The sequence below is a fragment of the Dolichospermum sp. UHCC 0259 genome, assembly GCF_009711935.1.
Lineage (GTDB): Bacteria > Cyanobacteriota > Cyanobacteriia > Cyanobacteriales > Nostocaceae > Dolichospermum.
On record NZ_VIKX01000231.1, the window covers coordinates 1 to 23,383 of the forward strand.

Below are 23,383 nucleotides of genomic sequence, written 5' to 3' on the forward strand. Positions count from 1 at the left end.
GTAAAGGATTCACAGAATTAACACACTAGGCTTGGTCTATCATAAACAGCAAACTCGTCATAAAATACTAGCCTCTCTGTAGGCTTCAGTTCTGCCAGTTTTTTTTTATTGTAGTGACAAACTCTTTCTGAACTTTCGGATCGCTATTCTCGTAATCACGATGTGCTTTTTGATGCGATAGTCCCATCTCCTTGAGTATGTCATAGGTGCGACTGTCTTTTAGCTCTATACCCCATCTTTGCTGTACAACTTCGATTATTATCTTCCCTGTCCATATCTGTCGGTCTATTCCATAGTCGGTTGGTTTCTTCTCCAAGAGCATTCTTTTGATCTCTTCCTTTTGTTCACTACTCAATCTCTGTATTCTTTTAGACTTTATTGGTGTGACTAGTGCCTTTAGTCCCCCTTGACAATACTTATCAATCCAAGTGATTAAGGTCTGTCTTGCACAGCCGATTTTATCCATCACTTCTTGTCTACTTTTACCATCATGTAGATACTTGATTGCTTCTAACCGTCTTCTTATGTATTGTTGTTGATACTTATAAAATAATTTTTGCCACTCTTCTTCTTCAAAACTTCTTTTACTTAGTTGCTCTGATCTAGTCATGAAATTCTCGCCTACTTTACGTCTAATTCTACACTGGGAAGGGAGTAGCAACAATTTGTTTTGTATTGCCATCACGAATTACACCACCTATTCTTACATATTCACCAGTTTGTAAGCCCTGTAATATCCATTCGGGAATATCAAATGTAGTTTGAAATATTGTCATATTCTTGGATTTTTATTTTATGATGATTGAGTGATAACATCCACCAGTTAAAAAAAGTGGATTTTATAGATTGGAGTAGTTATTATTCTACAAAATATTAGAGGAGTAGATTGACTTTAAAAATAAAATCTAACCTACATCTTCAACAATTACCAAGGAATTTACATACAATCCTTAAGATTAAAACTTAACCAAGGAATTTGTTTAAAAAAATTCTGAAGTTCCTCCAATATCTTAATAATTTCCTCAATACGTTCTTTTGAATCCATTTCAGGAGAAGTTATTTCCCGCAAATGGTCAATATATTGTTGCCAGGATTTTTTAACAGCATCAGCACCTTGATTAAAACCTTTAGTTGTATCTTTCCAAAATTCATCAATTCCATTTGTAAATTTATCAATTACATTTTGTTCTTGGAACTTTCTAATAGTTTCTTTTGCTAAACGTTTTTGCCAAGATTCTCCTAACAAACTCCATCCAAAAGAAGCTAATGCAACAGCTATACCAATACCCAGGACTATCGGACCACCAATAGTTGCTATGAAACCTATGACAACAGCAGTACCTCCTCCTATACTAATGCCTAATGCTGATAGTAAACTAACTAACTTAGCTACTAAAATATAGCCTCCAAGATTTCCCAGACTAGCAGCCCAAACTGCTAAAGCTCCATAACTACCTAAACCCGATAAACCTCCTAAGAAAGCACCTTTAGTATCAAATGGGATTTCCATAGATATATCAAAATTTGGTAATTTTAATAATGCTTCTTGATATGAACCCAAGAACTCCTCAATTGCCGGTTTTAATAGCTCCGAATTTAATTTAATTTTTTCTCCTAAGTTGTATTGTATTTTCTCACTTAAATAACCAGAAATACCCTCTTTAGCCTCTTTTTTATCATCATACTGATTACGAATCATTTGTTCTACAGTATCAACAGTCAGTAGTTGATTAGTGTACTCACTAAAAAAAATGTGAGTATCTTTTTTTAATTGATTGATTAGTTTAATTACATTATTAAGTTTTTCTTGAGTTTCATTTTTACGATTTGCTTCATTTTCTTCTAATGATTCTAGCTGTTTACGTTGTAACTCTATGTTATTAAGGGTTTTGTGATAAGCCTCTATTCTTTTAGCACATTCATCTATATTAGCTTCCTTGATTGCATTGATTTCTCTTTCAACACGAGACATTACCGTTTGAGGTAAAAATTCCCCTACTAAATTAGTAAAGTCATTAAATAAACCTTGACATCTATCAAGTCTTTCTGCCCAAAATGTAAAGAATCTTGTTTGTAAATCTTGCTGAGAAATATCACGATTTATTAATTCTCTACGATTCTTTAAAACTCCCTCATTAAGTTGTTTATAGAGTCTTCTGGCAGCACCAGATGGAATTTCTTGAAGTTGCTCATTAGAAATACTAGGATCAGCATGGGTAGCAACAATAAATAAATTCCCCAATGTAGGAAAATTCTTACATTCATTTTCTGGAGCAGGAAGTAAGCTTAATAAATTACTAAGCCGTAACATATCCTGACCATTAATATGTCCTTTTGCTGGTGAAGCATATATCACTATATCTGCTATTTGTGCAGCACTATTAGCCTTTTCTACATCTTTGGAAACTTCATCAGGTTGATCTGAAAAACCAGGAAGGTCTATTAAATTACAAGCTTTTAGAAGAGGTGAATTAATGTAAACTACCGCAGCATGAGCAGCTATATCCTCATTTTCTCCATGTACACCATACTTTTGTAAAACGTCAAAACTTCCTGATTGAATACAATTTTTTTCAAAACGTTCTTCGTCATCTAAAAGCAAGAAATCGAGAATTAGTTTACCTTTTTCATCTTTGATCCAAAAATCATCATTGACAATTAATACATCGTCTTCACACCATTGAGGACGATCTTCAACATGACGCACAAATGTAATAACTCTTGTTGCTGGTTGATAACCAACAGGCAAATTTTTAGTACCTAACATAGTGTTTGCTAGATGTGATTTACCTGCATCAAAACCTCCAGTTAATACTAAATTCGGTTTTTTTCGGTAGCGTTTCAGTTGTTTTTTTAGGTCGTTAGGAGTATTTGGAGGTGTTGGTATATTCAGCTTATCTATAGGAGGAGTAGAATCAATATACTGATCAAGTAAATTTAGTCTACGATAAAGCTCAGTATATGGAGAACCAGGATCAATACCTTTTAGTGGTTGTATCGGTGGTGACATAGCTGTAGTAAGGTCAACTCCTAATATTTGAAGCCATTTTACTAAAAGCCCCATAGGTAAAGTATTAGGTGCTTTTTCATAAGCATCAACTTCTTCCGTAGAAATATTTAAGACATTAGCAATATCTACTTGCTTCATACCAGCTTTTTGACGATATCCTAGTAAGTCGATATTCATTTTTGTATCTTTTATCAAGTAAATAAATTGACATTATATACCCTATTAGAGTCATAATAATTATACAAGAGTATAAATACTGTAAAAGCAGATATTTTTTTAATGCAAACCATAATAATTATCCGAACTTAATATCTTTCCCCACTAGGAGATTTTTTAGGGCAAAGAGCGAAAAATACCGCCATGAACACGCCCAACTACTTACTGCAAAGCCTTTGGACACCACCTACCACAGCCATTCCAGAAAAATCACCATCCCCCAAGAACCAACAGATATCACCAAATTTCTAAGTGAAGAATTACTCTGGCAACAAACAATTCCCGACACAGATAAATATGTATTAAAATAGAAAGTAATATCTAATTTAAAACCTCAAGAATTATTGATAAAAACAATGAATATTGAGCAGACTGTCTTAGAAATTTCAGGAATAGAAATTACCAAATCTATCTTAATAGATTTCCAAAAACTCTCCTCTTGCTCTGGAGAACCAATAGCATCTGTCTATGCAGATAACCTACTGCGGACTATGCAGAATATGCGCGATAAATTACCTTTTTATCCCTATACAGAAGTGGTAATGGCATTACATGATGCACTGGCATATTCTAACCATTGGATTGACTATAATGCCAGTCAATACCAGGGAGTTTGTGAATTGCTTACATCCCTAATCAATCAAGAAACAATCAACAATTCATCAGTCGAAACAGCAATTTTAACTCTAGAAAACTTAGGCTTTGATACCCTACCATTCGGAGTCAAACTTGACGAAAGCCTGGATCTAGATAAAGACAACGAATAACACCAAATGGATGATAAATCTATTAGTTTAACTATTTATATTCAACCATTAATCAACCCCGTTACAAACATCCTTTAGAGAGTAAAATATTTGCCAGATGATAATTTTCTAGTAAATTACTATGGCATTTATCAAAAATAACTTTGTAAATTCGGAGTTTACTTCTATCAACTTAATATCTTCCCCCAATGGGGGATTTATAAGGGCAAAGTTCAAAAAACACCACCATGAACACGCCCAATTACAGCTTATTACTGCAAAGCCTTTGGACACCACCTACCACACCCATTCCCGAAAATTCCTCCTCAAATAATCATCCCCCAGAACCAACAGAAATCACCGAATTTCTAGGTGAAGAATTACTCTATCAACAAACAATTCCCGCCACCGAACCTCACCTCAAAACCATCCCCAAAGACCTACCAAAACAATTAATTAAAGCCCTACAATCACTAGGAATCACACAACTATACTCCCATCAAATCAAAGCCTTACAAGCAATTAGAACAGGTAAAAGTTTCATCCTCACCTCCCCTACAGCCAGTGGTAAAACCCTCAGCACATACCCCGGCATTATCGAAGGCTGCATCAATCAAGAACACCGAGCCTTAGCATTTTATGGACTACGAGCTTTAGCACTTGACCAATTCCATAAAATCTCACAACTCCTTTCTACCATACCCCCAAAATATCGCCCAGTCCTAGCAATGATCACAGGAGATGTCAAATCAGATGAACGAGAACAAATCCTTGCCAGTGAACCCCATATATTAGGTGTCACTCCCGAATTAATTCATTTCCAACTCAAACAAGTTTGGAAATCACCAAATTGGGCAAACTTTTATCAACGATTACGCTACATTTTAATTGATGAAGCACACACCCTTTCCGGTAGCTATGGTGCAAATATGGCTTGGTTAATTCGCCGCATCAAACTAGCAGTAGATCATTACGGTGGTGACTCCCAAAAACTGCAATTTATCTTCCTCAGTGCTACTTGTGGAAATCCTAAACAATTAGCTTTGAAAATCTCCGGTTTAAAACCCACTAAACTCAATCCTAAACCCTTAATTTGGCTTCGTAAAAGTGGCGCAGCTTCACCACCCAGACAAGTAATTGTCACGCAACCAAGTTACAATTTAACTGCTGACACAGCCCGGATAATTCAATTTTTACTCAATCAAAATAAATCAGGAATCACTTTTTGTAACTCCCGGCGCAGTGTGCGAGAAGTCACAGAACTGTTAAAATCAAACCAAGTCACCGCATTTTATAGTGGCATTACTGTCGAGCGTCGAGCCGAAGTAGTTAATCAACTTCAGTCTGGTATAATCAAGTGGATAATTGCCACAGAAGCCTTAGAAGCAGGAATAGATTTACCAGAATTAGAATGCTGTGTATTGCGTGGCTGGCCTGGTTCTAAAATGGCATATCAGCAACGCAGTGGTCGAGCCGGACGTTCTCAACCAGGAATAACAGTGCTGCTTCCCAATGCTTTCAATCCCATAGACTGTTATGTGGCAGAACATCCAGAAATGCTAGTATCTGGAGAATCTGAAGAAGTGTTTTTTAATGATGAATATCCCATCTTTGCAGCCAAACATTTGATGTGTGCAGCCGCAGAAACAGGCATTCCCACTAACAAAATTAAACACTATTTTGGTACAGCCGCTTTTGATGTTGCCAAGTTGTTGTTAGCCCAAGGACATTTACACAAAGGTCGGAATGGGTTATGGGCTAAAGGTTATCCTCATAAAGATGTTAATTTTCGGGGTGGTTTATCGCAAACAACTATCAAATTAGTAGATGCAATTTCTGGGGAAGAATTAGAGGAAATATCTGAAGATATCGCTCATAGAGAAGTACATCCCCAAGCCATTTATAAACGACAAAATGCGAAGGGGGAAATGCTAACTTATCAATGTATTTCCTTAGACCTTAACAGTAAACGAGCGATTTTAAAACAAACAACAGATAAGGCAATTTTTACAGTTGCAACTACGGTATCACAAACCAGTAGTTTAACTGTGCTGACTGACCCAGTAAATTTACCATTACTGTTTTCTTCAGATAGTTTAGAAGAAAAGAAACAGGGGGAAGAGGAACAGAAAATAAAGGGGAAAATTTCGCACAAGACTGACATCGTAGTCATAGGAAAATCTGTGAAGGAGGAACAGAGAATAAAGGGGAAAGTTTCGCACCCTGCACCTTTATCTGAAGTTGAAGAATGTCAGGAATATTTAACCCTAGAACTGAGTTTTGGTGAAGTTAAACACATTACCAGCGGTTACAGTTTAATGACGCAAATTTACGAGCAGACTTGTTTGAATAAACGCTGTCTCAACTATAAAGAACCATTACCTCAACAACCGCGTTGTCCCCTATGTCGCAAACTCACCCGCAAAGCTGTCATTGTCAAAACCCTATCAGAAGCCAAGTTTGAGCAGCCTTTTCGCACCCAATTTTCCGCCCCTATGGTGAAAGTAACAATTAACTCAGGTGCGCGGGAATACATCCAACAGTTTGCTAAAGAAACTAGAACCAGTTTAACCCGCAGTCAAGAACCGATACCTTCTGGTTATCAACAGTTGTGGGAATATTCCAGTCCCTTCATTGCTATCCACAGCTTTGGACATCAAATTATGAGAGCATTACAGCTTGTAGCTAGAGTTGACCCCAAACAGGTGAATTTTACTGTGGTGAAGGAGTTAGAGGAAAATAACAATTACATAGGTTACTTCTATGATACCAGTGACGGCGGCAATGGTGCGGCTGAAGCTGTGTTTAAACATCTGCCAAAACTTGCTAATGTTGGTAGAGCGATCGCACGAGATTGTAATTGTCATACTGGCTGTGCTAAATGTTTAATTCAACATGGCTGTCCTGATGGGAATACTGCTTTATTGAAGCAGATGGGGTTAGTGTTGTTGGATGCAGTTGCTAGACCTGAAACATAGCATTTTATAGTTGTTGAATTTGCGGAAATACCTACCCTTAACAACGTACTCATAGGGTAGGATTTAATATGTATAATGCCTGTACCTGGATAGGCTCACCAGATAATTTTCCAGCGTTACCAGAGGTTTTTATGATAGATACGGCGGTCATATTTGATATGGACGGTTTGCTGATCAACAGCGAGCCTTTTTGGCATAAAGCGGAAGTAGAGGTATTCAATGACTTGGGAGTGCCACTACAAGAGAGTATGTGCAATCAGACAATGGGTTTACGTTGTGATGAGGTTGTCAGCTATTGGTATGCAAGATTTCCTTGGACAGATACGAGTCAGTCCAAGGTAGCTGAACGGATTATCAATCGTGTCAGCGAACTTGTAGCAACCCTCGGACAGCCCATGCCTGGTGCAACTGAAATTATACAATTATGTCAGCAAATGCACTTACCCTTGGGATTGGCTACGTCATCGCCTATCTGTCTCATTGAGGTAGTTCTAAAAAAGCTAAATTTGCAAGACACATTCGATGTTGTCAGTTCTGCTCAGACAGAGGAATTTGGCAAACCCCATCCGGCAGTGTATCTGACAACTGCCCACCGTCTTGGAGTGCATCCCCAAAAGTGTGTGGCGTTTGAAGACTCTATTTGCGGCATCATCAGTGCTAAAGCAGCTTCCATGCAATGTATTGCCGTCCCAGCATTAGAAGAAAGAGAAGATCCCCGATTTGCGATCGCAGATGTCAAACTGGATTCACTTGAACAAATCAATGAGTCGTGGCTGAAGGAGTTTTTCACCTCATCTCACTACAAAAAATGGCAGCAATATTGAACATTGTGCTATTTTTTATCAGGCAGATTTCTCGGTGGAATCAACCGTCCTTGATAAAAGCGTCGTTCTAACCTACCTAAACCAAACCAAATCCCAGCACCACTGATTACAAGCAGGGTGAGAAAACTAATAGTGAAAATATCCGTTTGACTATAAATAAATATCAGCAAGGGAAGCAACGCCCAAACCAACACTGTCACCACAGCAACTCCCACCCGTAACCGTTGCAGATTAGCCAGCGCAGTCCGGCAACTAGCACATTTTTCTGTGTGAGAATGGTATCTATCTAATAAATCTTCCTTCGGTAATGACGGTGATAGAGTTTTACCAGGAAACGGATCAAGACTATATTGATTCACCCATGAACGCAACTGAAAGACAAACAAATCTGCCTTCGTTGGCAAATAAAACGCCTTAGTAAAATTACCACTACCACCACTTTTTTCTAGATACCGTTCTTGATGATGCAAGAAAATTTGGTCATCTTCTAAAATGCTATTTTGGCCAATATGTGAATACCAGCGTGGAGTCAACTTCAAAAACAGTCCTGGTATTTTGGAAGAGAACTTGAACGGAAAAATCGCAAATAACCGACATTCTCCCTTGCGAATAGGAGTGGCATAAACCACCGTTAAAGTCCTACCAAACTGCTTAGAGGTCAAGTCATGCCACATTAAACCAGGAGCAATAAAAGTAGTATATTGTTTTCCTAAAGTACCTTTGCGCGGTCCTGCTTCCCAAACTCCTTTAAATCCCCATTTTCCCGATTCTACAACTTCCAATTCCACAGGCGATACATTCGCTCGGTTGCCGACAGTACGGTGATGGGTGTAAGGAATGTGACTAGAATCAAGGACGTTTTCCATCAACGTCAAAGCATCATAGGGAATATCTCGAAAAGTATTCAGACAAATCCAGCCGTCCGGGTCTTCGTCTAAAATGTCAACAATGGGAACTTTGGTTTTAGCTGCATTTTCCGCAGAACCAGGATAAACAAACAACATTCCTTGGCGAACTGTGGTCGGGAATGAAGATACACAAGCACGTTGAGAAACTTCTGCTTTTCCACCTTCAACTTGTTGGGGGATAATTGAACACTTTCCCGTTCCTGAAAAAGCCCAACCATGATAAGGACATTCTAACAATCCATCCTCATTAATTCTTCCTTCCGATAGTGGTGCTAACCGATGAGGGCATTGGTCTAAAAATGCTCGCCACATCTGGTGATTATTGTCCCACCACAAAACAATATCCCGTTCTAGCAAAGTGAAACGAGTCGGCAGGGTTTTATCTAAATCTTTCACATAATAGACAGGATACCAAGCCTCTTGCCAATCAAAGCGTTCTGGGTCAAGTCCACCTGCGCTTAGTGATTCTGTTGTTATGATTGGAGATGTGACTACTTGAGGAGATGTCTCTGACTGGATCATGCTATTGGACATGGTAGGATCAACAATAATTTTAACTTTCTAGTCCCTTCCCAAATTAACAATTTTTTAATCACCCTCGCAGATAGATTTCAAAAACCAGCCGATTGTTTAAAAATTACAGAAATACCCGGTAAGTGTAAAACTCAGTCCTTCGACAAGCTCAGAAACCATCACTTGAGTGCTGAGATATGAGCTACACTATGGCTTACGCCACGCTTCGCTATCGCCAAGTCTGACATCAGTTGAAACCAAAATATTTTAACACTATGGTAGTAGATACGGAAAAAAGTACAGCAGCTAAAACAGCTTTACGTCAGGCATTAGCTGCTTGTGGTGGTAATACTAAGGACAAAACTGTAATTGCGGCGATTGAAAATCTCCAATCTCTCAATCCGACGATAGCACCAACCCACAGTGGTAGTTTCATGGATAGTGAATGGTTGTTAATAAGTGCGCCAAATTTTCCTCAAGGTGAGCAACTTACAGATGGCAGATATGCCTATACTTTGAGTCGTTTGGCTTTTAATATGTTTCAACCGACAAAACTAAAAGTGGTGATTGACCGCGTTTTTCAACCTGTATTTTTGTTAGGAAATGGAGAGCAGCGAACTCATGACATTGTTGTGGAATTTACGACTATTGATGAATCTGTTCCTCAACTATCTGGGATTATTCGTAACCAAGGAATTTGTCAGCCGGTAAGTGATACGGTGCTGCAAGTGCAATTTACGGGAGGAATTTTAAAACCGCAATCGGCAACTAAAATGGACGAGTGGAAGGCTGTTTTTGGTGAGCAAGGTAAGTCTAGAAAAACAAGTTGGCAAGATAGTTTGATGTCTGGTTTTTTGAAGTTGATGTTTGGTCTAGTTCCTCCACAAACTATGAATCCAGAAACTGGAGAAGTTTTTTTTGTTATGAATCGTTCTCCCAAAGGACGTTTAGAAATCCTTTATTTAGATGAAGAACTGCGGATTACTCGTGGAGAAAAAGGAACTGTTTTAGTGTGTGAACGATTATAGTGTTTACCAGACTAGTACCGCAGTGAAGTCAAAAGTTATAGCTGTGTCCCCGCAAAAGCGGGGATTGCCCTCGTGAAACTTGTCTTCGTAAAAACGGGTAACAGGGCTTAAAAATAATAGATCATAATTAATCAAAATAATTAATTTGCAGCTAACCGCTGCCTGGGAGAGATGCAATTTTCTCCCAACTATGTCAATAATTAATCTGGCTGACATTCAACAAATTAAGAAAACTCAGCAACAACTTTTATTTTCCCAACAAAAACATTATCCAAATCACTCTGCTGTTGATTCTATTATTGCAGAGAACTTCCATTTGCTGATGAAACAATTATTTTTACAACTTCCTGTAGAACCTTTATTAAATGCCCATCCTCAAATTGCTCAATGGGTTGCTCAAGTACAGGAACTTGCACCAGAAATCTTTCAATCTCGCAAGAAATTATTAGTTGATAATGCCGTCATTGCACCTTTGACAGTAAATAACGATAATTACTTTATTCAAGTCACCACAAATATAGCATTTAAACAAGGTATTCCCAGACTTTATGAATGGGCTGTGCGTCATCCTCAGTTAAGCTGGCAAGACCGAGTAAAGTTGTGGACTACGACTATTCAATACTCAGTTATTCCTAACCAAATGCAGCTTGTGATTATAGCATTAGACCCTGTGAAACCACCCCAAAGATTAAATATACGCTGGAACAAGAAGTATCATCGGCAGACTGAAAGATGGTTAATTAAACTCCTGAATCAACCTCAAGAAAATGATGCCCAATCAAATCAAATAAATCAGGAAATACCGTCATCAATGATAAATTTAGCTGATATTTCTGAAGTTAGCATTTAACCCTCTTTTGTCACTTTTCCAAAATGAAAAGATGTAACCCTTATCAAAAAAGAGTTTTAATCTCGATTTCAACGTCATCTACTTCAACCTCTGCACAACCTTATTCATAAAATTTCTTGGGCTTCACATCGACCAAAAACTGTTTTTTTAATATCTTCAATCTCACAATCTCCAACTTGCCAGTAATTGTCCGGTCATTTTTGATATAGATTATCCTAGATACTTAAAAACGATTCCAGTTAGACTTATGGATAACACGCTGCAATTATTAACCCCTATACAACTCGGTACTTACACCTTACCGAATCGTCTGGTAATGGCTCCTTTAACCCGCTGTCGTGCTGCGGCTGGCAACGTTCCCTACGAACTCCATGCCACCTACTATGCACAACGAGCAACCGCTGGACTGATTATTTCCGAAGCAACCCAAGTCTGTCCCCAAGGACAAGGTTATCCCGCTACCCCCGGCATCCATTCCGCTGAACAGATTGCTGGCTGGAAAAAAGTTACCCAAGCGGTTCACGACAAAGGTGGTCGCATTTTTCTGCAACTCTGGCACGTTGGGCGCATTTCCCATCCTGATTTTCAGCCAAATAGTGAATTACCCGTTGCCCCTAGCGCGATCGCCCCAACAGGAGAAGTCGGAACCTACGAAGGCATGAAACCCTACGTCGCGCCCCGCGCCCTTGAACTCGCAGAAATCCCCAGCGTGATTGACCAATATCGTCAAGGTGCGAAAAATGCCCTTGAAGCAGGCTTTGACGGCGTTGAAGTACATGGCGCAAATGGTTATCTGATTGATCAATTTTTGCAAGACTGCACCAACCACCGCACCGATGCCTATGGCGGCTCAGTAGAAAATAGATCACGCTTTTTGATGGAAGTTATGGAAGCCGTAACCGAAGTCTGGGGTGGCGATCGCGTTGGTTTGCGATTATCTCCTTCCGGCAGTTTTAACGACATGGGCGACTCAGACCCCAACACTCTCTTCAGCTATGTCGTGCAGGAACTCAACAAATTTAACTTGGCCTACCTGCACCTCCTCGAACCCCGTCTCAATGCGAGCCAAGATACCCTAGAACATCTCAGTAGCGACCTCACCGCTGGTTTTTTCCGTCCCCTGTTTAAGAGCAAAATTATTGCCGCTGGCGGATTAAACCGTGAAATTGGCGAACAAATCATCTTCAAGGGCGAAGCTGATCTAATTGCCTATGGTCGCATCTATATTTCCAATCCTGACCTGGTGAAACGTTTTGCCCTGAATGCGTCGTTAAATCCCTATGATCGCAGCACCTTTTATGGCGGCACAGAACAGGGCTACACTGACTATCCCTTTTTAGCAGAAGCGTAAAGTTATGACCTCGAAGTGCCGATTGTCAGAGTTGCTCTAGCTTGGTGATTGGCACTCCCAAAAGCTGCCTAGAAATATTTTTTGTGATTCGTGGCGATTGCCTCTGGCACTGCGCTCCGCGCAATCGCCCCCTGCGGTTGGTCCGCGTTGGTAATTAAATAAATAATAAGGGTGCGGCTCTTTTAGGAAGAGGAAATACTACATTCGTATTACACGGCTCTAACCTAACTATATCTACATTTTTATTTTCTAACCTAAAAAACTGGAATTAAGCGATCGCAGAAAAATTAAATAAAAATCCCTTTTCAGTATGTAACACAATACTACAAAAAAGATATGATCTCGATTTTGAAATTTCAGCGAACCCCTTTTCAGAATGCTTAAAAATTATAATCCTTATCCTGCATGATCTCTAGGCTTTATGCCACAATTAAAATAGTCTTCTCAAAAGAGCCGCACCCAAATAATAAATAATAAACAATGTTGAAAGCGAAGGTGTCGCACCTGGGCAATAGTTTCAAAATCACGACAATTCTCAAAGCAAACCGTTAGGTTGAGGAGCCGTGGGGATTTTCCTCAAGGCAATGTGGGATACCACCTTTACCAACTCAGTTGGTGATGTTGTACTGGATGTTCACGATGTCGGGGAATGTCTCGGTTAAAAGTATCAGTGTCAACCTTGCAATCCTGGGGTTTGATAAACTCGTGCTGGAAAATTCTCCAAAACATCAGGTTCTTGATGATTACCAGACCCCTGTTCCTCCTGTTCCTGGACTGTGGCCACATCTTCCTCTGGTAATGGCAACATCCTTCCTGCTTCCTCAATGCGGTCATACAATGCCTGTGTGAGCATTTTAATATCAGGAATTGTTACCTGACTTTCTAAAGCCAGTCTAACTTGTGTGTCCCACAGACCCTCACTTTCCTTAGCTCGTTTTTCATCGGTTTTCGACACAGGAATAATTAAAGGATAGGGAATTGATGCTTGTCCCCCGGAACTGTAACCGGGACTGGTAATTACACATTTACCTTGGGGAAACTTGAGAATTTCATCTGCACTGATAACAGGCATCTTTTGTAAATTCTCACTCCAGCTAATGGAACGGCTCATTTGTCCACCAAGAGTTCGCCCAGTAGTCCGATTTTTAATCAGCACTTCCTTTTCACCGTAACGCTTTGAGTAATCTTCCGCCGTTTTGTAGTTACCAGGATTAAATAAAACATGGGTACTACAAGCTGATGCGATCGCACTTCCCATTTTATCGCCATAAATATCGTAAAGCTGCTCTAAACTTTGGATACCTAAAATAAAACAAGCACCATTAGAACGATATTCATTAATCCACTGAGGTAGTCTATCCAGCTTAATTGATGGTAATTCATCCAAAGAAATAATTAACGGGTCTTTACGGGGACGGCTCAAATTACCGACAATCATTAAGTGCATTGCTGCTGCCAGTAAAGGACCAACCACACTACGACGTTCATCATCCAGCTTGAACACCACCATTTCTCTACCTGATAGCTGAGTGGGAATATCCGATTGACCGATAAATGCCCGTAACAAATCAGCTTGAATAAAAGATGAGAAAGTCCCAGCGGCTGTCGTCAAAATCCCGGAAATAGTCTTTTCTGCATCCTTAGCACTCAAAAATTGAATAAATGAAGTGGCAACCCATTCATCTAAGCGTTTGGACTGGACCGCATGATCAAGACGTTGTACCAATTTCGGCAACCTCAACACTGCATACAGCATCGCCATATCTGGGTAAGCTGAACCCTTGACTAATTGTAATAGTGCTTTTGCTAATAAGTCCCCAGCTTTAGCAAAGAATTCGTCACTTTTACCCCCACTAGCAGCATTGCGGTTAATCACTTGACCAATTTCCCCAGCCATGACCCCATCCCGTGCATCACGCATAAAATCAAGGGGATTGATAACACCGCTAAAAGCTTCACCGGGGGCAAATACTCGCACTTTATAGCCATAACGTGCTGCTAGAGGGGCATGGAGTCGCATTTGGTCGCCTTTTTTGTCATAAAGTAAAATTGGAAACCCTTGCTGCATCGCACTTTCTAGCATCCGGTCTATAGTTGAATAAGTTTTCCCAGAACCCGGCGCACCTATTACCAGTGTTCCCCGTTCGGCATGAGGAAACCAAACTGTAGGTGCAGCACCCAGCATGGTTTGCAGGTTAGCCATTAACCCCCGCCACTTCCCTTTTGTCCAGTAACGGGGTGTACCAGACCACAAGGTAACTTTATTGTGTTTGTGTTCTTGGATTTGCTTAAATGCGAGGTTAGTGGCTGCTAGTTTTTCGCTGACACCGCAGACTTTACCAGTGGTGATTTTTCCTTTACCCGTACCACTGATTTGCAGTAGTATTAAAACTACCAACAGTCCAGCCATCATTGTCCAGCCTTGGGGGTTGTTGTACTGTTGAAAGAATTTACCGAAGTCAATATTGGCTAGTGTTGGTTGGTAAGATGGTAGGTTAATTAGCGCTGTTTGAGTGGTGAGATGGTGGTTTGGTAAGTTTTGCTGGTAGAGGGTCATGGCAGTTGTGTATGGGTTTACCAGCAATTTTAGTTACCAAGTCCAAGTTAGGAAATTGACCTTTTGGATATTTTATTTTCCCCCAAGAATCCCAGATTCCAGTGAGAAGTTATCAATGTTACCCCACAGTAGTTAATAAAAAGTGGGGTTTTTACTTAATCTAAGACTCTGGTTTATTTTGTAACCATTGTTCTAAATCGGTGATAGAGGAGAAATCTAAGAGTGCTTCACCGAGTAATTCTAATTGCTCAATTGATAATGTCCGAATTGTCTCAATGAATGATGATTCAATTCCACCAATTCGCCGATTTAATAGTCGGATAATTAGTTGTTGTTCACCGCGTTCCATTGCTAATTCTTCTGTTGGACTAATGAAAGGCATTTTCTTTTCCTCCTCTAAATGTTTGATTTTAGTTACTAATCCTCGTTGCAATTCTTTGGGTAATGTCATCATTTTATCAATGATCTTAAAAAGTTTAACAATTTGTTCTTTTGTTAAGCCTCGTTCATAAAGTCCTCTAATTAATACCCATTTCCATTGCTCACGTTCTGATAAATTCCCCGTGGTGGCTTTAGTTTTTAAATGCGCCATTACTATGATAGCAAAGGGATTAGGATTAGATTCTAATTCAGTCCACCGTGATTCATAGTCTAGGAGTTTAGCAATGGGGAACTTCAAACTTAATTCGCAATCTAACATAGCTTGATGATAACTGTTAGGTCGCCAAGTGGAACTTGTGTCTCCTAAAATCGCCAGACCCACCACAAATTTATGATACAGGTCAAAAGCTCGGTAATTATAAGTGTACATCCTTTCTTGGAAGTCAACATCATATTGACTCTGAATCTCAATATGAATTAAAATCCATGCTTGTGTTTTATCCAATAACCAAACTTTGTACAGTTTATCTGCAATCCGTTTTTCAGTTGATGATGAAGCTGTAATTTGTTGCAGTTCTTTGTCTAGTGATTCCGGTGGTTTTGTCCAATCAATTGCTTCGTAAGCCACAGGAAAGAAAAAGGATAAGAAACTATCAAAATATTCGTTTAATGCTTCTTTCCAGGATTCGTCATAATTTGCAGTAATTTCATTTTTGGTCATAAAACGCTATACTAAAAATAGTTATTGCACCCTCAGTTTCTTTGCTTTGATTTGTTAATATCTACCTAATATTCTAGCATAAAATAATTAATTTGTACTAAATTTAGAGGCTAACGCCTCAGACTTTGGACAATCATATTTATGCAGTCCAATGGTTAAATCAAAAGTTACAAACAACTCTAAACACCCCCATCAATCCCCTCCCAAAACTGCTGCTGCTAAACCTAAAACTACCAAAACCAGAGCAACTGAAATTGATGATGATGACTTTGAAGGAGAAGAATTTGAAATAGACCCAGAACTCTTGAATGATAACTATAACCAAGTCCGTAAACCGCTTCTTCCCTATGGTATCGTCGTTAATGATAAACCTGCTGGACTATTAATTCCAGAAGACCAGTTAGAAAAAGCTGGTTGGCTGGAAATGCCTGAAGAAGATGATTTAACTACTGTCACTTTAACTGAAGATGTCACCGGACTATTAATTACTGAAGGTCGGTTGCTGGTTTTAGCTTTTGCACCAGAATATATCCGCTATAAATCAGATGTTGAAGATGTCGGTGGTTCGTTATTTGGACTTTATGATGATTATAAACAAAGTCTTGATAAAAGAACAATGGATGTCTGTTCAGAACACGCAATTATATTTCTGGATGACAAAAACAAACCATTACATACTACTCCTGTTGTTGTCCGCTTTAAAAATGTAGCTCTCTGGAGTTTTAAATCAGTCCGTGAAGAGTTTTACCGTTCATTAGAGAAAACCTTTGCTGATTATTTCCAAGTACCATTTAGTGGTAAAAGTGATAAATGGCGAAGTTTAGGTGTGCTGGAAGTTGAGTTTAGAGCAATTAAAGAAGGTGAAGGTAAGAATAAACACAACTGTTGCAAAACTGTAGCCTATACTAAACCCACAGTTGAAAACTTTCCCCAACTGTATTTAGGTAAACCCGCAGCTAAAGCTTTAATTTGGCAACAACATGATGCTATCGCTGGTTTCAATGAACCACAATCTCTACCTGCTTTACCAGGAGAATCGGTATCTGTAGAGGTGGAAGTTTTACCACCAAATAAAAATAAGAACAAGAGTAAAACTCAAGCTGTCCGTAAATCCAAACCAACAACTAAACCACCTCGGAAAATTCAAGTAATTGAAGATGACGATGATGAAAACGACGATTTAGAAACCGATTTGGACAATGATGATTTTGAATTTGACGATGATGATGAACAAGATGATGACGAATAGTTGAATGTTATCAAATTAGTAACCGCTCAATAAATGGGGGTGGACTACCTATTCGAGAACGAATTTACGCCATTTGATGCTTGTCATTGAAGGATTTACCCCGGATTATTGAGCGGTTACTCAAATTACTTGTGTTGAACATAAATTGAGAGCATCCACTTTTGGTAGATAGACCCCCGCGAAAGCGGGGTGTGCTTTTTTAGATGAACTATATAGTAGGGTTTTTGGAGGACAAATGTTTGATAGAATTGTACAGGATGGACTAGTTTAGGTATCGCTGTTTGGATTTAATAGAAGTCTTATATAATTAAATAAATAAATCCTATTAATACTGATGAAAGGAAAAAAGGTATAATTATGCAAATCACTATCGAAATTCCTGAAGATATTGGCAACCAACTACAACAGAACTGGCAAGACTTACCCCAAAAAATCTTAGAAACTTTAGCAATAGAAGCTTATCGAAGTGGTATCATGACTTCTGGACAAATTCAACAGTTACTACAATTTGATTCACTTTCAAAAACTCAAGTGTTTTTAAACCAATCTCAGGTTTCTCTAGATTATACCCAAGAAAATCTAGGACAAGCTAAACAAACAACGATGTTAACTGATAATGTTAAGGAACTCCAGCAACTATGTATTGAAGAAGATTATTCCTTAGAAAATCCCTCTCGTCAAGACCGTCCTAATTTGTTTTTTTAATACCTGTAATAACCTTTTATTTGACTAATGAAAACTGTTATTTGGGTGATTTATTCATAGTAACCAAAAGTTGACTATCGGCAAGTTGATAACGATTACCATTAAAACAAAAGTTTAATTGTCGTAATTGCTGTTTTTCTGTTTGCAATACCTTAACACAAGGTAAAGACTGATTCCGGTTTTCTCCTACTGCTAATAATTGCTTTCCTGGGGGTAATGTAGGATTTAAATAACTCAAAAATACCTGAGTAATTGGTTGATTTGGTTTGAACCAATAACCAGCATACAGACAACCTAAAGTACCACAAACATCTGGAGTATTAAAGTTGAAAATTGTCAGCTTCCCATCTTTTCCTGCCACATTTACAGCCAATGTATTGTCAACAGATGCTTGAGGATTCAAGTTTGTATTTTCTCCAATTACCTGTTCCACTATAGAACTAGAAACAAGATTAACAGCTTTGTGCCAAGTCACAGTCGCTGCATTCAAACTACATCCTCCTAAACCACAGAGAACAGAAAGCAGCAAAAAAATACTTAAACCAACACGAAACCAATGCACCCAATAACGTATTCTCAGGGGAGGTTGTGGTAATTGATATCCTGTTGTTTTTAGTGATTGAAATTGAGTAGAAGAGGCTGACAAAGAAGAAACTACCTTGTCTGCTGTTGCTTGCTCAAATTGCTTTTTTGAATGCAAGTAAGTATCGGAAAAATCCTTTGTCTCTGGGGCGGAAGATATAGAGGTTGTAGATAAATTAGTCATAAAAACCACGGGTATAAATGTGAAATTTGCAACTTTTAAAAACCTAAAGGAAAGACGAATCAAACGAATTTATTTGTTGTGATAAGTTATAACAATAGCCACAATTGTTATAAGTGGCTTTCACTCCTGACTCCTGCTGTATTTCGTACTTCTAATTACCAATGTTTTGAGCATTACTAATGTATCGAGAAGTTAAACTAGGAATACAGGTTAACGTTCCATTATCGCTGTTATTATTGCCATAAAAAGCTAAAGCAGTTTGTCCATAATCTTTCAGACTGAGACGACCAAAAACATCAGAACTACTTGCATCAACTTTACTATTATCACCACCAAAATGCTTTTGAGCTACTCGTTCAATCAGCCGTTCACCAGTGAATGATTGTCCTGTAATCGGGTCAATTTCCGTTTGAGTTACTTGAATTTTATTGGCGATATCAGCCATAAATGCCTTATCCTGGTCAGCAGGAGGAAAAAACTCAAATAATTCAGCTTCAGTAGCTTGATAACCTTGTTTAACTCGCTCAAGAAACTCTTCCCCTCCAGACTTGGCAGCAATTAACCGCACTGCATAGGGGTTGTAACTCATAAACTGATACCTTCCTAGTCCTCGACCACAATTTAAACCCCCATCAGCGCAGGTATGCACACCAACAGCTTTGTAATCTCCACTACCAGCACTTTCAATTTCAGCAATGGCGTTTCCTAATAATGGCAAATTAACACCGGAAAAAGATTGACTGACAATTGAGCGACCTTTACTGGTAAATCTGCAAGGATTAATTTGACTTGTTGTGCTATTTTGATTGAGATTACCTTTCACCTCTCTATTTGCACCCGTTGGTGTAGAAGTAGTATTAACACTTTGCTCATTTCTACCGTCCACATTGCCTACAAACATCAGCGCATTCACCTGATAGCTGAAAAAAGGAATTGGACCAATAAAATAAGGTGTACAACCCATTTTCCCAGCGCAAAAGCGAAAGTATAAAGCGGTATTTGCTGTATCAGTGGTTTCATCGGTTTCCATCACCACCACTTTAAAAGCTTTACCAAAGGGTAAACGTCCGGTTGGTTCTCGTCCATTGTTAACCGCTTTGAGGATACCCCAACCTCCCTCAACTTCCTGGTATTTACCGGATATCCATTGCTTACCTTCCAAGGATGAGCGATCGCTCTTACCTACATTTTCTAAATTATCTAGTTCTAAATAAGCACAATCTTTTTGAGTACAGGGGACAGAAAAACCTTGCACATCTGAGCCAGAAATTGTATTGTTACGGCGATTTTCTACTATTCCATAAACCGCATCAATTCGCATGACTAAATTACCAACTTCACTGATAGGATTGGGCATCAATCCTAAAGGCACTTGTCCCAGTCCTGGAATATTTTTGACAAAACTATTCATCCAATTTGTTAAATCTTGAATTGGTACTGCTTCTAAATTAGGAATTGAAGTCAGCGAAAACTTGGACAAGTCAACTTCTCCCAGCTTGATGTTCCCAACTTCGTATTGTGTCAATACCTGAGATAAAGTTAAATTTGCTGGTTGAATTCCTTGGGTTTTCAGTAAAGCAGCAATAGATTGAATATCTTTGACTGCTGTTTGAGCTAATTGAGGAACAACTTTAGCTAAATGACTCAATGTTTGTTGTTCAATTAAAGAAAATTCACTCAAAGCAATCTTGTTTAAATCAATAGATGTAATATCTCCAATAGCTTGCAAAGAGAACTTTTCTGTTTGCAAGGCTTCACTGATATCTCCCAACTTCAAATATTCATCAGGAGTCATTCCTACAGTCCAAGTCCGACTCAAATCATAACCTAAAGTTTGGCTATAGGGACTGCCATCAATTGCCCCAGATTGACTGATACCTGGTAGTTGACTAAGAGAAATTTGCTTCCAGTCTGGCAGCAAAAGTTTGTTAGCAGGTAATCGAGATTGAGCATTAGTAACTTCGACAATTCGAGTAGGCAGATTGCCATTATTAAATACGCTGTTTGCAGCCTGAACAGTGACACTGTAGATAATAAAACTGATGACAATTAGCAAAAATATCCATCTTTTTGAATTGTTCATAATTCAAGTTTTCCTGTGAGGATGGCAACTACCACGGCAACACGATAACTACACCCCAATCAATCAAGTATTTTCTTGAATCAAGACTGGATTTGTTTGACTTTGGGGTGTACGTATTAGAGAAAATATGATTTATAAATCGCATTCCTGAATTCTGACGATTTACAACTCTAATTCTGGGGATGTTGACTGCTGAGTTTTCTGAGACTTGTAACCTAAGCCAGAGTTATATCCTGGTAATTTCGGATTGGGATTAGCTGCTGATTCGGTATAGGGTGTATCACCCAAGTTAATTTCAAAAACATTTTCTTGATAACCATCTGCAAATCTATCTGTTTCCCAAGGGTTAATATTATCCTCATCACCATGCGACTGATAACCCTTGGCAGATTTAACCTGACGATTATTTTCATCCTCAGCGTTTTGATTTAATGCGGGTTCTTGATTCATTGGTATGACCTGAAAAACAATACCAATACCAGCATAAAAAATTGATTGATTAACGGCACTAACCGATTGGCTAATTATGTCTTAGCCTATTGGCTATTTTGGGTGATGCGTTCATATCGAGAAGACAAATGGCACAAATCAACTTGATTCCACCCGAAGTCATAGCAGAAATCAATAATCATAAAAATGCTAAACTGCCAGACAACACTTTGAAAATGCTGCAAATTCTCGCTAGTTTAAATACCCCTAAAGAATTGTTAGCAACTTTATTAGAAATAGCCGAATTTTCTGTACACCATATTCGCTATCTAGCAGGTCCATTAGTGATTTACGGCAATTCTTGGAGTGATACAATTCCTCAATGGCTGAAGTTTGCTTGTATTCAAGACAGATTAGAACTAATTTGCAATGAGTATGAACAAAATCAAGTTGGTGAATATGCCACAGCTACAGAAGTTCTTACTTACATGATGCCTGCAAGTTACGAAGCACCTTTACATCGAGATTACGCTGACCTTTATCTTTGGGTAGGGAATGAAGTTTTGACTAAATACAATAAATTACCAAAAGATTGTCAGAGTTTTTATGAACTTATTGATGGTAATACGAGTGATACTAGCAATAAATCCATCATTCATTTTCAGCAGGTAAAGAATGATTTTCACGATATTAGTCAGTCAATTCGCCGCAGCATAGTTAAACACGCAGCACAAGAGGGATGGGGGAAACGTCGTGTTAATTCTAAGTCTAAAATAGACTCAATTGAAAATACTCCTCCTCCTGAATCTTCCTCCAATTCATCTGTACAAATGGATTTGTTTTAAAGTTACCAAAAATCCTCAGTTTAAAACTAGAAGTTCGAGACTGAGGATACATTTGCTCTAACCGTTGTCATGTTCTAAGTTTCATTGAATCGTGTTAATTGAAAGCAAGTGAAATGGAAGCTATTGCTTCATTGTTTTTGATAATCAAATCTCAATTTAGTTACCATGAATATTCAATCAGTTCAAGAAAGTTTAAATTATCTCATCCTGGTAATTACAGCATTCTCTACCATTGTCATGCTTATTGATTTTATGGTGGGATTAGTGCATTTATGGCATCAAGTCGCTCTTAACGTCGAACATTGTACCACTCACAAAACATCTGAGCAATCAAATATTGAACCTATTGATACCACAAATAGCAATCTCAATGTTGAACAAGAAAATTGTCATCTATGTGCTAATGATAATTCTGTTGTTAATAGTTTTGCAAATCTTGAACATAACAATTGTAATCAATCAACTATTCTTGAGCATGATGATTTAACCAAGATTGAGAACCAGAATCAATCCAGTAATTCTAGCAACTTTGAGCATGATAATGGTAATCAATCGAATATCCATGAGTATGATGATTTAACCACAGTTGAAAACACATTTAGTATTTCTAGCATTTTTGAAAATGACAATGGTAATCAATCAAATGATAGCACTTCTTTACAACCAGAACTTGAACTCAACAATTCAGTTACTATTAACATAGACAAAATTGATTTACGCACAGCCAGAAAAATTGCCAGTGCCATTAAAAAAGTTTCAAAACCCAAATCTGACTTAATTATCAAACAAACAGTCAATGGTAAAAGTGTTCCTTTAGCTTGGTTGCAAGCACAGATTAAAAATCGCTTAGAAATTGCCCCAGAAATTGTCAAACCAATTATTCAAGAATTAGCTCCTACTGCTATTAATAATTCTCAGCATATCCAACATCATCAGGTTGTACAAACAAGTAAACGTCAGCGTCAAATTAGTTAATTGAATCAAGTTATAAGGAGAGGGATATTACATATAAACCTCTCTTTTACAAAGTTTGGAGGTTGGATTACCCTGCTTCTAAAGGCAACAAGTTTTGTATCGTGTTCTAAATCCCCATTGCAAAACTTAATTACGAATTAATTTAATTATTCTTATCAAACAATACCAACTATAGCAGGAGTCACCGAGTCAGGAGTTAAGAGTCTCTTACCGTATGGCTTTTACTGTAGATTCTGTATCTCATTCAA

Annotated in this window: 20 protein-coding genes; 11 read left to right on the plus strand and 9 right to left on the minus strand. The window is 38.4% G+C overall.

The genetic code is table 11. The features are described from left to right. Positions 1–85: 85 nt before the first annotated feature. The 3 genes from FJR05_RS19640 to FJR05_RS19650 form a co-directional block, all read right to left on the minus strand. A complete protein-coding gene (locus FJR05_RS19640) occupies positions 86–610 on the minus strand; it encodes a winged helix-turn-helix domain-containing protein (RefSeq protein ID WP_168645680.1) in 525 nt (174 codons plus the stop codon). Positions 611–638: 28 nt separating this feature from the next. After that, entirely contained in the window at positions 639–776 is a 138-nt protein-coding gene (locus FJR05_RS19645; protein WP_168645681.1) for a hypothetical protein, read from the minus strand. Positions 777–937: 161 nt separating this feature from the next. Further along, positions 938–3,187, minus strand: a complete 2,250-nt coding sequence (locus tag FJR05_RS19650; protein WP_168645682.1) for a dynamin family protein — start codon at positions 3,185–3,187, stop codon at positions 938–940. Positions 3,188–3,402: 215 nt separating this feature from the next. On the opposite strand from FJR05_RS19650, the gene FJR05_RS27705 reads away from it, so the two are divergent. The 4 genes from FJR05_RS27705 (at position 3,403) to hxpB (ending at position 7,774) form a co-directional block, all read left to right on the plus strand. Beyond that, on the plus strand, positions 3,403–3,537 hold the full coding sequence (locus FJR05_RS27705; protein ID WP_256376203.1) for a hypothetical protein: 135 nt from the start codon (positions 3,403–3,405) through the stop codon (positions 3,535–3,537). Between the two features lie 45 nt (positions 3,538–3,582). After that, complete coding sequence (locus FJR05_RS19655; RefSeq protein WP_168645683.1) at positions 3,583–3,993, plus strand: hypothetical protein; 411 nt, start codon at positions 3,583–3,585, stop codon at positions 3,991–3,993. 227 nt (positions 3,994–4,220) lie between these two features. Further along, positions 4,221–6,950: a DEAD/DEAH box helicase gene (locus FJR05_RS19660; RefSeq protein WP_168645684.1), complete on the plus strand. Its 2,730-nt coding sequence runs from the start codon at positions 4,221–4,223 to the stop codon at positions 6,948–6,950. A 131-nt stretch (positions 6,951–7,081) separates the two neighbouring features. Beyond that, complete coding sequence (gene hxpB, locus FJR05_RS19665) at positions 7,082–7,774, plus strand: hexitol phosphatase HxpB (protein ID WP_168645702.1); 693 nt, start codon at positions 7,082–7,084, stop codon at positions 7,772–7,774. Between the two features lie 8 nt (positions 7,775–7,782). On the opposite strand, the gene FJR05_RS19670 is transcribed toward hxpB, so the two are convergent. Then, a complete protein-coding gene (locus FJR05_RS19670) occupies positions 7,783–9,216 on the minus strand; it encodes a Rieske 2Fe-2S domain-containing protein (protein ID WP_168645685.1) in 1,434 nt (477 codons plus the stop codon). A 254-nt stretch (positions 9,217–9,470) separates the two neighbouring features. Here FJR05_RS19670 and FJR05_RS19675 point away from each other — a divergent pair, with 254 nt between their 5' ends. The 3 genes from FJR05_RS19675 to FJR05_RS19685 all read left to right on the plus strand — a co-directional run bounded on the left by FJR05_RS19675 (position 9,471) and on the right by FJR05_RS19685 (position 12,424). Continuing rightward, the gene (locus FJR05_RS19675) at positions 9,471–10,223 is read left to right on the plus strand and encodes a PAP/fibrillin family protein (RefSeq protein WP_168645686.1); all 753 of its coding nucleotides are present in this window, start codon (positions 9,471–9,473) and stop codon (positions 10,221–10,223) included. Positions 10,224–10,413: 190 nt separating this feature from the next. Next, a complete protein-coding gene (locus FJR05_RS19680) occupies positions 10,414–11,073 on the plus strand; it encodes a hypothetical protein (protein WP_168645687.1) in 660 nt (219 codons plus the stop codon). A gap of 247 nt (positions 11,074–11,320) precedes the next feature. Then, positions 11,321–12,424 carry an alkene reductase gene (locus FJR05_RS19685; protein WP_168645688.1) on the plus strand — a complete coding sequence of 368 codons (1,104 nt, stop codon included), beginning with the start codon at positions 11,321–11,323 and terminating at the stop codon, positions 12,422–12,424. A 673-nt stretch (positions 12,425–13,097) separates the two neighbouring features. Here the strand turns inward: FJR05_RS19685 and FJR05_RS19690 are convergent. Together FJR05_RS19690 and FJR05_RS19695 are read right to left on the minus strand one after the other, a co-directional pair. Then, complete coding sequence (locus FJR05_RS19690) at positions 13,098–14,981, minus strand: type IV secretory system conjugative DNA transfer family protein (protein ID WP_168645689.1); 1,884 nt, start codon at positions 14,979–14,981, stop codon at positions 13,098–13,100. Between the two features lie 160 nt (positions 14,982–15,141). Further along, positions 15,142–16,083 carry a DUF4351 domain-containing protein gene (locus FJR05_RS19695; RefSeq protein WP_168645690.1) on the minus strand — a complete coding sequence of 314 codons (942 nt, stop codon included), beginning with the start codon at positions 16,081–16,083 and terminating at the stop codon, positions 15,142–15,144. A 151-nt stretch (positions 16,084–16,234) separates the two neighbouring features. On the opposite strand from FJR05_RS19695, the gene FJR05_RS19700 reads away from it, so the two are divergent. Together FJR05_RS19700 and FJR05_RS19705 are read left to right on the plus strand one after the other, a co-directional pair. Next, positions 16,235–17,332, plus strand: a complete 1,098-nt coding sequence (locus FJR05_RS19700) for a DUF5895 domain-containing protein (RefSeq protein ID WP_168645691.1) — start codon at positions 16,235–16,237, stop codon at positions 17,330–17,332. Between the two features lie 357 nt (positions 17,333–17,689). Then, entirely contained in the window at positions 17,690–18,037 is a 348-nt protein-coding gene (locus FJR05_RS19705; protein WP_168645692.1) for a UPF0175 family protein, read from the plus strand. Between the two features lie 37 nt (positions 18,038–18,074). On the opposite strand, the gene FJR05_RS19710 is transcribed toward FJR05_RS19705, so the two are convergent. The 3 genes from FJR05_RS19710 to FJR05_RS19720 all read right to left on the minus strand — a co-directional run bounded on the left by FJR05_RS19710 (position 18,075) and on the right by FJR05_RS19720 (position 21,336). Next, positions 18,075–18,803: a hypothetical protein gene (locus tag FJR05_RS19710; RefSeq protein ID WP_168645693.1), complete on the minus strand. Its 729-nt coding sequence runs from the start codon at positions 18,801–18,803 to the stop codon at positions 18,075–18,077. Between the two features lie 151 nt (positions 18,804–18,954). Then, positions 18,955–20,886, minus strand: coding sequence for a M23 family peptidase (locus tag FJR05_RS19715; protein ID WP_254446983.1), 1,932 nt, complete (start codon positions 20,884–20,886; stop codon positions 18,955–18,957). A gap of 162 nt (positions 20,887–21,048) precedes the next feature. Further along, the gene (locus tag FJR05_RS19720; protein ID WP_168645694.1) at positions 21,049–21,336 is read right to left on the minus strand and encodes a hypothetical protein; all 288 of its coding nucleotides are present in this window, start codon (positions 21,334–21,336) and stop codon (positions 21,049–21,051) included. Positions 21,337–21,464: 128 nt separating this feature from the next. Here FJR05_RS19720 and FJR05_RS19725 point away from each other — a divergent pair, with 128 nt between their 5' ends. Continuing rightward, positions 21,465–22,160 carry a hypothetical protein gene (locus FJR05_RS19725; RefSeq protein WP_168645695.1) on the plus strand — a complete coding sequence of 232 codons (696 nt, stop codon included), beginning with the start codon at positions 21,465–21,467 and terminating at the stop codon, positions 22,158–22,160. Between the two features lie 165 nt (positions 22,161–22,325). After that, complete coding sequence (locus FJR05_RS19730) at positions 22,326–23,135, plus strand: hypothetical protein (RefSeq protein ID WP_168645696.1); 810 nt, start codon at positions 22,326–22,328, stop codon at positions 23,133–23,135. Positions 23,136–23,383 lie beyond the last annotated feature (248 nt).